Source organism: Bacillus sp. CIS52 (assembly GCF_053545315.1).
In genome coordinates this window covers 452,260-465,307 of the sequence record NZ_JBIUFR010000001.1, presented here as the reverse complement: position 1 = coordinate 465,307, position 13,048 = coordinate 452,260, and the positions used below count along the sequence as shown (strand labels likewise).

The following is a 13,048-nucleotide window of genomic DNA, read 5'->3' as shown; positions in this document are numbered from 1 at the left end:
TGACAATTCAATTCATTCCTGATAAAGGTGGGACCGACACAAATGTTTCAGCATAAGACAGTACTTCTACGTGAAACCGTCGACGGTTTAAATATCAAACCGGACGGAACCTATGTGGACTGCACCCTGGGAGGCGCCGGGCACAGTACATATTTATTGCAGCAATTATCGGAAAAAGGGCGTTTAATCGCCTTTGACCAAGATGACACGGCGCTTGAAAACGCAAAGCAAACATTGTCTGAGTACAAAGGACAGCTCATTTTGGTGAAAAGCAACTTTCGTTATTTAAAAGAATGTTTACACGAACACGGCATTACGAGTGTCGACGGAATTTTATTTGATTTAGGAGTATCCTCACCGCAGCTTGATACACCGGAACGGGGATTCAGCTATCATCATGACGCACCGCTGGACATGAGGATGGACCAGTCGGCCGCCCTTACGGCGAAAGAGGTCGTAAATGAATGGCGGTATGAGGATCTTGTGCGGATTTTCTTTAAATACGGAGAAGAAAAATTCAGCAAGCAAATCGCCAGAAAAATTGAAGAGGCGAGAGAGAAATCGCCTATTCAAACAACCGGCCAACTGGTCGATCTAATAAAGGACGCGATACCGGCTCCGGCGAGAAGAAGCGGCGGTCATCCGGCCAAACGCGTATTTCAGGCGATTCGAATTGCCGTAAACGATGAGCTTCAAGTATTTGAAGAGGCTCTCTTGCAGGCGATAGAGATGCTGAAGCCGGGCGGAAGGGTATCTGTGATCACTTTTCACTCACTGGAAGACAGAATGTGCAAGACGACATTCAAGGAAAAATCATCACTTCCCGAACTGCCTCCGGGTCTTCCTGTGATACCGGAAGAATTTGAACCGGAATTAAAACTGATTACGAGAAAACCCATTACGGCATCAAAAGAGGAGCTTGAAGAAAATAACCGCGCCCGCTCAGCGAAGCTCCGCATTGCGGAGAAACGAAAATAACGGGCAGCAAATGACAACATAAAGGAGGTCATCAGCCTATGAGCAACTTAGCTTACCAGCAGGAAAAACAACAACGGCCAGTGATAAGTCCCGAAAAAAAGGTGATTGTCAAAAAAAGGGCTTCCATTACACTCGGGGAAAAGGTGCTGCTCGTCCTGTTTGCCATTGCCGTTCTCTCCACTTCAATGTTTATCGTATCAAAGGCATACGCGGCGTACCAATCCAATATTGAGGTGCAAAAACTGGAGGAAAAAGTATCAGAGAAGAATAAGCAGATCGGTGATCTCCAAAAAACGGCGGGTGATTTAAGCCAGCCGCAGCGATTGATGGATATCGCCAAAAAGCACGGTTTGAACCTGAAAGATAAAAAAGTGAAAAACATACAGGAATGATAACCCATGCCGAAAAAAAATAAGTTTATGAACAGAGGAGCAGCGATACTGAGTATTTGTTTCGCTCTCTTTTTCTTTGTCATTCTCGGGAGAATGGCGTACATTCAATTAACCGGTAAAGCTAACGGGGTGGAACTTGCAACAAAAGCGACCGAGCAGCACGAAAAAAAGCGGACGATAGAAGCGAGCCGCGGCTCCATTCTTGACCGGAACGGCAAAGTGCTCGCTGAGGACACGGCGACTTATAAGCTCATTGCCATACTTGATAAAAAGATGAAGCCTCAGTATGTCAAGGATAAAGAGAAAACAGCGGAAAAGCTTGCGAGTGTTATTAAACTTGACAAAAGCGAGATTCTGGACATCTTAAACAGGAATGGCGCGAAGCAGGTGGAATTCGGTTCAGCCGGCCGCGATATCTCTTATGCGAAAAAGCAAAAGATCGAAAAAATGAAGCTTCCAGGTATTTCTTTCTTAAGAGATACGAAGCGCTACTATCCGAACGGCGTGTTTTTATCAAATGTTCTCGGCTATGCCGATGTAAATGAAAAAACAAACCAGATACAAGGATCTTTAGGGCTGGAAAAAATACTGAACAGCTATCTGACGGAACGCGACGGATCCGTCACGTATGAAAGTGATAAATCCGGCTGGAAACTTCCGAACAGCAAAGAAAAAATCACCGCACCTAAAAACGGTGACAATGTATATTTAACCATTGATCAGAAAATTCAAACCTTTTTAGAAGACAGCATGACGAAAGTGGCGGAAAAATACAAACCGAAAAAAATCATGGCGGCTGTCGTAGAACCAAAAACAGGCAAAGTGCTTGCGATGGGTCAGCGTCCGAGTTTTGACCCGAATCTCAGAAACGTCACCAATTATTACAATGACTTAGTGTCGTATGCGTATGAACCGGGATCGACGATGAAGATCTTTACGCTTGCCGCGGCGATTCAGGAAAACGCGTTCTCTGCAAACGAGAAATATAAATCCGGAACATATAAAGTAGGCGGAAAACCAGTTAAAGATTGGAACGACGGAGCCGGATGGGGCATGACAAGCTTCCATGACGGCCTCATGCGGTCGTCAAATGTTGCTTTCGCCAAGCTGGCAAATGAAAAACTCGGGTTTGACCGGTTTAATGAGTATCTGCACAAATTCGGCCTTTATCAAAAAACAGGGATTGATCTGCCCGGTGAAGTATCAAGTAAAATTAACTTCAAATATGATTTTGACAAAGCGTCCACGGCTTACGGCCAAGCATCGGCGATAACGCCGATTCAGCAGCTTCAGGCAGTCACCGCGATTGCCAATAACGGCAAAATGATGAAGCCTTACGTCATTGACCATATTGTCGACCCTGATACGAAAAAAGTCGTCAAGCAGACAAAGCCCGAACAAGCAGGCACGCCGATTTCGGCTGATACGGCCAAACAAGTCCGGGACCTGCTCGGAGAAGTCGTGACATCAGACATCGGAACGGGAAAACCTTATAAAATTGAAGGTTTTGATGTTGCGGGGAAAACGGGAACCGCGCAAATCGCGGGGACGGGCGGATATTTAAAAGGAACGAGCAACTATGTGTTTTCATTCATGGGCATGGCACCGAAAAATGATCCTAAGCTCGTCATCTATGTAGCCGTGCAGCAGCCGCAATTAAAAGCGGGCCAAAGCAGTTCCGATCCTGTCGCGGAAATCTTTAACCCGACGATGAAAAACAGTTTGCATTATTTGAACATCGAGCCGACGGAAAAGTCAGATTCCGGCCAGGAAGAAACGAAAAGCCAAAAGATGCCTGACCTGACAGACAAGACGGTTACGAATGCTGAGAAGGAAGCGAAAAATGAACATCTCACACCGATTGTCATCGGCAGTGATGTTGCCGTAAAAGAGCAGTATCCGAAAGCCGGGGAAGATGTGATTACCAATCAGAAAATCTTCTTAAAAACAGACGGAAAGATGACGATGCCGGATATGTCCGGATGGTCGAGACGGGAAGTGCTTCAATTCAGCAAGGTATCAGGCATTCACATTGATGTGAGCGGCGAAGGTTACGCTGCCAGCCAAAGTGTCAAAAAAGGCAAAGAACTGAAGGGAAATACCGTGATCAAGGTGAAATTTAAAAACCCTGATTAACGGGACAGAGAAGTCCGCGGATGCCCGCGGGCTTCTTTTTTATGCGTGCCGTTCTATGTGTCCAAGCTGAGGCATAAAATGAAACAAGCCTAAATAAGGAGTGGACGGTCCCTTGCGCGTTTCAAATGTAACGGTTCGAAAACGTTTATTACTGGTTTTGCTTTTTGGCGTGATCATTTTTTTGATCATTGACAGCAGATTAGGCTATGTCCAATTTATAATGGGGGAAAAGCTGACTTCGCTGGCTAAGGATTCCTGGAGCCGGAATTTGCCGTTTGAGCCTGAGCGGGGAGAGATCCTTGACCGGAACGGCGTGAAGCTGGCTACTAATAAAAGCGCGCCGACCGTCTTTGTCGTACCGCGCCAGATTCAAAATCCCATAAAAACGGGCAAGCTTCTCGCGTCAGTTTTAAATATGTCGGAAGAGAAGGTCTATAAACACATTACAAAGAAAACTTCCATAGAAAAAATCTCACCCGAGGGCCGGAAAATTTCAAATAAAAAAGCGAAAGAAATCAAAGCGCTCGATTTAAAAGGGGTTTATGTAGCTGAAGACAGCATCCGTCATTATCCGTACGGAAGTTTTTTATCCCATGTTCTCGGTTTTGCCGGTATTGATAACCAGGGCCTTCTCGGACTGGAGGCTTATTATGATGATGACTTGAAAGGTGTAAAGGGCTCCGTGAAATTTTATACGGATGCCAAGGGGAAGAAAATGCCTGATGAAGCGGATGATTACACCCCTCCGAAAGACGGACTTGATATGAAATTGACGATTGACGCCAAGGTTCAGACGATTATAGAACGAGAGCTCGACAATGCAGCGGCGAAATACAACCCGGACGGAATGATTGCGGTCGCAATGAATCCGAAAAACGGGGAAGTGCTGGGAATGTCAAGCCGTCCTGATTTTGATCCGGCTGACTATCAATCAGTGGATCCGTCCGTTTACAACCGGAATCTGCCGGTATGGAGCACGTATGAACCGGGTTCGACCTTTAAGATTATTACGCTCGCGGCGGCGCTCCAAGAACAAAAAGTAAACTTGCAAAGAGATCATTTTTATGACAAAGGATTTGCCGAGGTGGACGGCGCCCGCCTCAGATGCTGGAAAAAGGGCGGCCACGGTTCGCAGTCTTACCTTGAAGTCGTTCAAAATTCCTGCAACCCTGGGTTTGTACAGCTTGGGGAACGGCTCGGAAAACAAAAGCTGTTTCAATATATTAAGGACTTCGGATTTGGAAAGAAAACAGGCATCGATCTGCAAGGGGAAGGAACAGGAATCTTATTTCCGCTTGACAGAGTCGGCCCGGTCGAACAGGCAACAACCGCTTTCGGACAAGGGGTTTCCGTCACGCCGATTCAGCAGGTGGCAGCCGTATCCGCAGCAATAAACGGCGGAACGCTTTATACTCCGTTTATCGCCAAAGAGTGGGTTGATCCCGTCACGAAAAAAACCGTTAAGAAACAATCGCCGATTGCGAAAAGACAAGTTATTTCCCAGGAAACGTCAAAGCAGATCAGATACGCTTTAGAAAGTGTCGTCGCGCAAGGAACGGGACGGAATGCCTTTGTAGAAGGATATCGCGTCGGCGGAAAAACAGGAACGGCACAAAAGGTCAAAGACGGCAAATATCTCGAAAACAACCATATCGTTTCCTTTATCGGTTTTGCGCCGGCTGATGACCCGAGCCTTGTCGTATATGTCGCGGTTGATAATCCGAAAGGCACGATTCAATTCGGGGGAACCGTCGCCGCGCCGATTGTCGGGAATATTATGAGAGACAGTCTGCCGGAGCTCGGCGTCAAACCGCGAAAAAATCAAATCGAGAAAAAATATCAATGGAACGACACAAAAACAATAGAGGTTCCGAATGTTGTAGGGATGTCTGTCTCTGATCTTGAGTCGCTGCTTGTCAATTTGAATATAGACTCCTCAGGAAAAGGAAGCAAAATTGTGAAGCAATCACCTGCAGCCGGAACGAAAGTAAAAGAAGGCTCAAAGATCCGTGTTTACTTGAGTGAAGAATGAGTCTTTTTGAGGCAGCCGATTGTTTTCGGCTGCCTTTTATCATAAAGAGAAAAAAAGAAGATAACTTTTAAGATTAACTGGATGTATCCTTTTATTTACGCTAAAATATGAACTGTATGTTTAAAAGCCATTCTGACTTTTATAAACAATTATCATGATAAAAGAATGAATAGAATTTCTGAGAGGTTTGATACAATGAAACTTACAAAGCTGCTTACATATTTAATGGCCGAACCTGTTCAAAATGACTTTCATGACCCTGATATAACTTCAATTGAGATGGACTCCAGGGAAGTGAGAAAAGGGAGTCTTTTTGTGTGTATAAAAGGGTATACGGTGGACGGACATGATTTCGCCCAAAAAGCCGCAGAAAACGGCGCAGCTGCCATCGTCGCCGAGAAAGAGCTTGACGTCGATATTCCTGTCATTATCGTCCGCCGGTCACAGCGGGCGCTCAGCGTTCTTTCTGACGCGTTTTACGGGCAGCCGACAAAGAAACTTCAGCTTATCGGCATCACCGGCACAAACGGCAAGACATCAACGACGCATATGGTGGATGAGATTTTCAAAAAAGCGGGAAGACAGACCGGTTTAATCGGAACGATGTACATTAAAATCGGTGATGAGACATTCCCGGTCAAAAATACAACGCCCGAAAGCGTCACACTGCAAAAAACGTTCAAGAAAATGAATGACGAGCATGTTGATACAGCTATTATGGAAGTGTCTTCTCACGCTCTGTCACTCGGCAGGGTTCACGGCTGCGATTATGATATCGCCGTGTTCACGAATCTGACGCAGGACCATTTAGACTATCACAAGACGATGGAAGACTACAGACAGGCTAAAAGCCTCCTGTTTTCTCAGCTGGGCGGCTCTTTCAACCATGAAAAGCCGAAGCGGGCCGTTTTAAACGCAGATGACAAAGCCAGCGCTTATTTTGAAAGAGTGACGGCGGCGCACATCCTTACATACGGAATCGAAAATGATGCCGATGTCATGGCGAAACAAATTGAGATCTCTGCGCAAGGCACAAGCTTTGAACTCGTTACGCCAAAAGGAACAAAGCAGATCACGGTTTCACTCGTCGGCCGGTTCAACGTGTATAACGTACTGGCTGCAGCGGCGACAGCGATCGCAGCAGGTCTCCCGTTCGATACGATCACAAGCGCTCTTGAAGAGCTGCAAGGTGTCAGAGGCCGGTTTGAACTGGTGAATCACAATCAGCCGTTTCCTGTCGTCGTCGATTACGCGCACACGCCTGACAGTCTGGAAAACGTCCTGAATACATGCAAAGACATGACAGAAGGCAAGCTTTTCGTCGTCGTCGGCTGCGGCGGTGACCGGGACAAAACAAAGCGCCCGAAAATGGCTGAAATTGCGGTGCGGATCGCTGACGAACCGATCTTTACCTCAGATAACCCGAGAAGCGAGGACCCGCTGGCCATATTAAGAGATATGGAAAGAGGGGTAGAAGGAACTTACTATCACAGTATCGCCAACCGCGAGCAGGCCATCTTTTTTGCCATTGCCAACGCGAAAAAGGGTGATGTGGTTCTGATTGCCGGAAAAGGGCATGAAACCTATCAGCAGATCGGCAATGAAACATTCGACTTTGATGACGCCGAAGTAGCGGGAAGAGCTATCGTTGAGCTGAATAAAAAGTAAAACAGGAAAGAGTGTTAGAATGAGGGAAATGAAAAGAATTACGGGGAAACAATCTGAATATGATAAATACGTATGTCGTTTGAACGAAACGGGAGGAGAAAAGAGCAATGCTTGAGCAAGTGATTTTATTTACAATAATAATGGGATTTTTAATCAGTGTTCTGATATCTCCGATTCTTATCCCGTTTTTAAGACGTTTAAAATTCGGCCAGAGCATCAGAGAAGAAGGGCCGAAATCACATATGAAAAAATCAGGGACGCCGACGATGGGCGGGGTCATGATTATCGTATCCATTGCCATTACGGCGATTGTCATGACGCAGAAATTTTCGCATCTGAGCGCGGAAATGTTTCTTCTGCTGTTTGTCACGATCGGATACGGCCTGCTCGGCTTTTTGGATGATTATATTAAAGTGGTGATGAAACGGAATCTCGGATTAACATCGAAACAGAAATTGATCGGCCAGATCATTATCGCCATTGTATTCTACGGAGTATATCATTACTGCCATTTTTCAACCGGCATCAGGGTGCCGGGAACACATCTGTCAATTGATCTCGGCTGGGGATACTTTATCCTCGTTCTCTTTATGCTTGTCGGAGGTTCAAACGCCGTCAACCTGACAGACGGTCTGGACGGCCTCTTGTCCGGTACCGCTGCTATCGCATTCGGCGCTTTCGCGATCCTTGCGTGGAACCAGTCACAATATGACGTTGCGATTTTCTCGGTTGCCGTTGTCGGCGCCGTTCTCGGTTTTCTTGTATTCAACGCCCATCCCGCCAAAGTATTTATGGGGGATACCGGGTCGCTTGCGCTCGGAGGAGCGATCGTGACCGTTGCCATTCTGACAAAGCTTGAAATTCTGCTCGTCATTATCGGCGGAGTTTTTGTTATTGAGACCTTATCTGTTATCTTACAAGTCATCAGCTTTAAAACGACAGGAAAACGAATCTTTAAAATGAGTCCGCTTCACCACCATTACGAATTGGTCGGATGGTCTGAATGGAGAGTTGTCGTCACATTCTGGACTGCGGGACTGCTGCTTGCCGTTTTAGGAATTTACATCGAGGTGTGGTTATAAGTGGAAAACGAACTTTTTTTGCAAAAACAAAACTTTCTGGTCCTTGGACTGGCGAAAAGCGGATATGCGGCTGCGTCGATTCTTCATGAAAAAGACATTAACGTCGTCGTAAATGATCAAAAAGCCTTTGAAGAAAACGAACCTGCCCAAAGGCTTTCAGAAAGAGGAATTGAGGTTATCTGCGGTGAACATCCGACATCACTTTTTGATCAGCATGATATAACCATTCTGATCAAAAATCCCGGAATCCCGTATGAAAATATTATGGTGGAGGAAGCGCAAAGAAGAGGCATCCCGGTCTGGACGGAAATCGAGCTTGCGTATTATATCACCAATGCAAAATTCATCGGCATTACAGGCTCGAACGGGAAAACAACAACGACGACCCTGGTCTACGAAATGCTGAAGGCTGACTCGATAAAGGCGCTGATCGCGGGGAATATCGGCACTGTGGCCAGTGAAGTGGCTTATCGTGCTGACGGTGATGAATGGATCGTCACGGAGCTTTCTTCGTTCCAGCTGATGGGGACTCATGCGTTCAGACCTGAAATCGGCCTGATTTTAAATGTATTTGACGCTCATTTGGATTATCACCACAGCCGTGAAAATTACGAAAAAGCCAAGCAGAAGGTGTATCTGCATCAGCTTGAGAGCGATACGGCCATCGTGAACCAAAGTGATGAAACAGTCGTGCGGCTTGCTGAAGGCGGAAAAGCCGGCACCGTTCCGTTTTCAGTTCATCAGGAACTGTCCAGCGGCGCATTCATTAAAGACGGAATGCTGATGTTCGGCGATGAAGCGATTCTGCCTGTTGATGACATCGTATTGCCGGGCGCGCACAATTTAGAAAATATTCTAGCCGCTGTAGCCGCGGCAAAAACGGCGGGCGCATCCAATAAAGCGATTCAGAAGGTACTGACAAGCTTTACCGGTGTTAAACACCGTCTGCAGTATGTGACTGCGATTCAGAATCGTAAATTTTATAATGACAGCAAAGCGACGAATATTTTAGCCACAAGCAAAGCGCTCTCCGCGTTCAAAGCTCCGGTTATACTGCTTGCAGGCGGACTTGACCGCGGCAACGGCTTTGACGATCTGAAACCGTATATGGACAATGTCAAAGCGGTCCTTACGTTCGGCCAGACGGCGCCGAAGATAGAAAAACTGGGCAATGAGCTGGGAATACAACATGTCAAACGTGTCGATAATGTTGAACAAGCAGTATCTGCGGCGTTTGCGCTCTCAAATGAAGGAGACGTCATCCTCTTGTCACCTGCGTGTGCAAGCTGGGATCAGTTCAAAACATTTGAAGAACGCGGTGACATGTTTATAGATGCCGTGCATATGCTTAAGTAAGGGCTTGTCTCTGTTCATCGGCAGCCCTAAATGACTTATGCTTGGGGTGTCGATTGCTTTGACTACTAAAAAAACAGCGCCTGATTTGTTATTAGTTATCATTACGTTATTGCTTTTAACAATAGGATTAATTATGGTTTACAGTGCAAGTGCGGTTTGGGCGGATTATAAATTTGACGACTCGTTTTTCTTTGCGAAACGGCAGCTGCTGTTTGCGGGAATCGGCGTCATTGCCATGTTTTTCATTATGAATGTGGATTATTGGACATGGCGCACATGGTCGAAGCTGCTTCTGATCATTTGTTTTTTCCTGCTTGTGCTTGTACTGATTCCGGGAGTCGGAATGGTGCGGAACGGTTCAAGAAGCTGGATCGGTGTGGGCGCGTTCAGCATTCAGCCTTCGGAGTTTATGAAACTCGCGATGATTGCGTTTCTGGCTAAATTTCTTTCTGAAAAACAGAAGAACATTACGTCATTCAGACGCGGATTCGTTCCCGCGCTCGGAATCGTGTTTTCTGCATTTATTATTATCATGTGCCAGCCCGACCTTGGAACGGGGACGGTGATGGTGGGCACGTGCATCGTGATGATATTTGTTTCCGGTGCGCGAATCGCTCATTTCGCGTTTCTCGGACTCATCGGTTTAAGCGGATTTGCGGCGCTTGTTCTGTCCGCTCCTTATCGGATTAAACGGATCACCTCCTACTTAAACCCGTGGGAGGACCCGCTTGGAAGCGGATTTCAGATCATTCAGTCGCTCTATGCCGTAGGTCCGGGCGGTCTGTTCGGAATGGGGCTCGGCCAAAGCCGGCAAAAGTTTTTTTACCTGCCGGAGCCGCAAACCGATTTCATTTTTGCTATCTTATCTGAGGAACTCGGCTTTATCGGCGGATCGCTCATATTGCTGCTGTTCAGTATTTTATTATGGCGGGGCGTCAGGATTGCGCTCGGCGCTCCGGATTTATACGGAAGCTTTGTCGCCATCGGCATTATTTCTATGATTGCTATTCAAGTCATGATTAATATCGGTGTTGTGACGGGGCTGATCCCGGTAACAGGAATTACGCTGCCGTTTTTAAGCTACGGAGGGTCATCATTGACGCTGATGCTTGCAGCGGTCGGCGTGCTTTTAAATGTCAGCCGGTACTCGAGGTATTGATCTGTATCTTGCCTCATCACTCATGATATATTCGTCATTTATAAAAAAACAGACAACATCAATAACCCTGTCCTAAAAAACAGGGTTATCGCTATGTGATTAAGGGGGACATACGAATGCGTATTGCAGTAAGCGGGGGCGGAACCGGAGGACATATTTATCCGGCTTTGGCCTTTATTAAAGAAGTTCAGCGCCGGCACCCGGACGTGGAATTTTTATATATCGGAACAGAGAACGGTCTTGAGAAAAAAATTGTTGAAAGGGAAAATATTCCGTTTCGCGCCATTGAAATTACAGGTTTCAAACGAAAACTTTCTTTTGAAAATGTAAAAACGGTCATGCGTTTCTTAAAAGGCGTGAAGAAAAGCAAATCGTATTTAAAAGAATTTAAACCAGATGCCGTTATCGGCACAGGCGGCTATGTATGCGGTCCAGTTGTATACGCGGCGGCAAAAATGGGAATTCCGACGATCATTCATGAGCAAAACAGCCTTCCGGGCATCACGAATAAGTTTCTCTCGAAATATGTTAATAAGGTGGCGATTTGCTTTGAAGAGGCAAAATCGCATTTTCCTGCTGAAAAAGTTGTTTTTACGGGAAACCCGAGAGCCTCTGAAGTCGTCTCAATTAAGACAGGCCGCTCGTTAACTGAATTCGGGCTGAAAGAAGATCAAAAAACGGTGCTCATTTTCGGCGGAAGCAGAGGTGCGGCTCCTATTAACCGTGCCGTTATTGATATGCAGGAAGAATTGAAAACGAGACCTTACCAAGTGCTTTATATTACCGGGGAAGTGCATTATGAGAAGGTAACGGCTGAGCTGAAAGGCGGAAAAGCCGCTGATAATATGGTGACAAAACCGTTTTTGCACCAAATGCCGGAGTACTTAAAATCAATCGATGTTATTGTGGCCAGAGCCGGGGCGACAACGATTGCGGAAATCACCGCACTCGGCATTCCGAGTGTGCTCATTCCGAGCCCGTACGTGACAGCCAATCACCAGGAAGTCAATGCGAAGGCGCTCAGCCAGCATGACGCTGCAATCGTACTGAAAGAAACCGAGCTCAGCGGAGAAAAACTGATCGCTGCGCTGGACAAAATCGTAATGAATGACGAAACGCTAAAAGACATGAGTGAGCGGACAAAATCACTCGGTGTTCCCGATGCGGCAGCCAGACTGTACAGTATCATGGAAGACATTAAAAAATAGAGCAAATGGAATGCGGAGGTTTACGATGGAGAACGTAATTCAGGAATTAAGAGACCGCGAAGTCGGCAAAGTGCTGGAACAAGAACCGCTCGCGAATCATACAACGATGAAAATCGGCGGTCCGGCGGACATTTTAATCATCCCCAACCGTGTGGAAGCAGTCAAAGATATTATGGATATTGTGAAGAAACATGACCTGCCATGGACGGTTATCGGCCGCGGTTCAAATCTGCTCGTGCTTGATGAAGGCATAAGAGGAGTTGTTATTAAGCTGGGAGCGGGTCTCGATCATTTAGAGATTGACGGCGATCAGGTGACGGTCGGAGGCGGTTATTCAGTCGTCCGTCTTGCGACTTCGATGAGTAAAAAAGGAATGTCCGGACTCGAATTTGCAGCAGGCATTCCGGGATCAATCGGCGGAGCCGTCTATATGAATGCGGGGGCGCATGGATCTGATATGAGTGAGATTCTTGTGAAAGCCCGTATCTTATTTGAAGACGGCACGATCGAATGGCTGACGAACGAAGAGATGGACTTCAGCTACAGAACGTCTGTATTGCAGAAAAAACGTCCCGGCGTGTGTCTTGAGGCAGTTCTAAAGCTTGAGCAAAAGGAACGGGAAGCCATCACGGCGCAAATGCAGCAAAACAAAGATTACAGAAAAAATACTCAGCCGTACTCAAGCCCCTGCGCGGGAAGCATATTCAGAAATCCGCTGCCGGATCATGCCGGAAACCTCGTTGAAAAAGCGGGATTAAAAGGATATCAGATCGGCGGAGCGAAAGTGTCCGAAATGCACGGGAATTTTATCGTCAATGCCGGCGGGGCGACTGCCAAGGACGTCCTTGACCTGATTGAGTATGTGAAAAAGACCATCCGTGAGCAGTATGATGTTGACATGCATACAGAAGTTGAAATCATCGGCGGGAATCGCTAAAAGGTTCTCTGATTTCCGTGAGCTCATGTGATATACTTTTAACAAATGTCAAACGGCATCACAGCATGCCGTTTGTTTTTCAATCAGACGAATGTCAAGC

10 protein-coding genes are annotated in these 13,048 nt (G+C 46.5%); all 10 read left to right on the top strand.

The window, feature by feature from the left end; translation table 11 throughout:
- The first annotated feature begins 42 nt into the window (after nucleotides 1-42).
- Entirely contained in the window at nucleotides 43-978 is a 936-nt protein-coding gene (gene rsmH, locus ACH32G_RS01720; RefSeq protein WP_016936213.1) for a 16S rRNA (cytosine(1402)-N(4))-methyltransferase RsmH, read from the top strand.
- A gap of 38 nt (nucleotides 979-1,016) precedes the next feature.
- Nucleotides 1,017-1,370: a cell division protein FtsL gene (gene ftsL, locus ACH32G_RS01715; protein WP_016936212.1), complete on the top strand. Its 354-nt coding sequence runs from the start codon at nucleotides 1,017-1,019 to the stop codon at nucleotides 1,368-1,370.
- Nucleotides 1,371-1,376: 6 nt separating this feature from the next.
- Nucleotides 1,377-3,506 carry a penicillin-binding protein 2B gene (pbpB, locus tag ACH32G_RS01710; RefSeq protein ID WP_064778872.1) on the top strand — a complete coding sequence of 710 codons (2,130 nt, stop codon included), beginning with the start codon at nucleotides 1,377-1,379 and terminating at the stop codon, nucleotides 3,504-3,506.
- 112 nt (nucleotides 3,507-3,618) lie between these two features.
- Nucleotides 3,619-5,538, top strand: coding sequence for a stage V sporulation protein D (locus ACH32G_RS01705; protein WP_064778873.1), 1,920 nt, complete (start codon nucleotides 3,619-3,621; stop codon nucleotides 5,536-5,538).
- A gap of 195 nt (nucleotides 5,539-5,733) precedes the next feature.
- Nucleotides 5,734-7,206, top strand: a complete 1,473-nt coding sequence (locus ACH32G_RS01700) for a UDP-N-acetylmuramoyl-L-alanyl-D-glutamate--2,6-diaminopimelate ligase (RefSeq protein WP_016936209.1) — start codon at nucleotides 5,734-5,736, stop codon at nucleotides 7,204-7,206.
- A 107-nt stretch (nucleotides 7,207-7,313) separates the two neighbouring features.
- Nucleotides 7,314-8,288 (top strand): phospho-N-acetylmuramoyl-pentapeptide-transferase, encoded by a 975-nt coding sequence (gene mraY, locus ACH32G_RS01695; protein WP_007409707.1) that lies wholly within the window; start codon nucleotides 7,314-7,316, stop codon nucleotides 8,286-8,288.
- Nucleotides 8,289-9,644 (top strand): UDP-N-acetylmuramoyl-L-alanine--D-glutamate ligase, encoded by a 1,356-nt coding sequence (murD, locus tag ACH32G_RS01690; RefSeq protein ID WP_448813924.1) that lies wholly within the window; start codon nucleotides 8,289-8,291, stop codon nucleotides 9,642-9,644.
- Nucleotides 9,645-9,702: 58 nt separating this feature from the next.
- Nucleotides 9,703-10,803 carry a stage V sporulation protein E gene (gene spoVE / locus ACH32G_RS01685; protein ID WP_003154430.1) on the top strand — a complete coding sequence of 367 codons (1,101 nt, stop codon included), beginning with the start codon at nucleotides 9,703-9,705 and terminating at the stop codon, nucleotides 10,801-10,803.
- A gap of 116 nt (nucleotides 10,804-10,919) precedes the next feature.
- Nucleotides 10,920-12,011 carry an undecaprenyldiphospho-muramoylpentapeptide beta-N-acetylglucosaminyltransferase gene (gene murG, locus ACH32G_RS01680; protein WP_016936207.1) on the top strand — a complete coding sequence of 364 codons (1,092 nt, stop codon included), beginning with the start codon at nucleotides 10,920-10,922 and terminating at the stop codon, nucleotides 12,009-12,011.
- Nucleotides 12,012-12,036: 25 nt separating this feature from the next.
- On the top strand, nucleotides 12,037-12,948 hold the full coding sequence (murB, locus tag ACH32G_RS01675; protein ID WP_047475120.1) for a UDP-N-acetylmuramate dehydrogenase: 912 nt from the start codon (nucleotides 12,037-12,039) through the stop codon (nucleotides 12,946-12,948).
- Nucleotides 12,949-13,048 lie beyond the last annotated feature (100 nt).

Coding starts and splice junctions, on each gene's coding strand:
- murG (WP_016936207.1), top strand. CDS start 10,920: ATGCGTATTGCAGTAAGCGGGGGCGGAACCGGAGGACATATTTATCCG.
- murB (WP_047475120.1), top strand. CDS start 12,037: ATGGAGAACGTAATTCAGGAATTAAGAGACCGCGAAGTCGGCAAAGTG.
- ACH32G_RS01700 (WP_016936209.1), top strand. CDS start 5,734: ATGAAACTTACAAAGCTGCTTACATATTTAATGGCCGAACCTGTTCAA.
- pbpB (WP_064778872.1), top strand. CDS start 1,377: ATGCCGAAAAAAAATAAGTTTATGAACAGAGGAGCAGCGATACTGAGT.
- ftsL (WP_016936212.1), top strand. CDS start 1,017: ATGAGCAACTTAGCTTACCAGCAGGAAAAACAACAACGGCCAGTGATA.
- rsmH (WP_016936213.1), top strand. CDS start 43: ATGTTTCAGCATAAGACAGTACTTCTACGTGAAACCGTCGACGGTTTA.
- mraY (WP_007409707.1), top strand. CDS start 7,314: ATGCTTGAGCAAGTGATTTTATTTACAATAATAATGGGATTTTTAATC.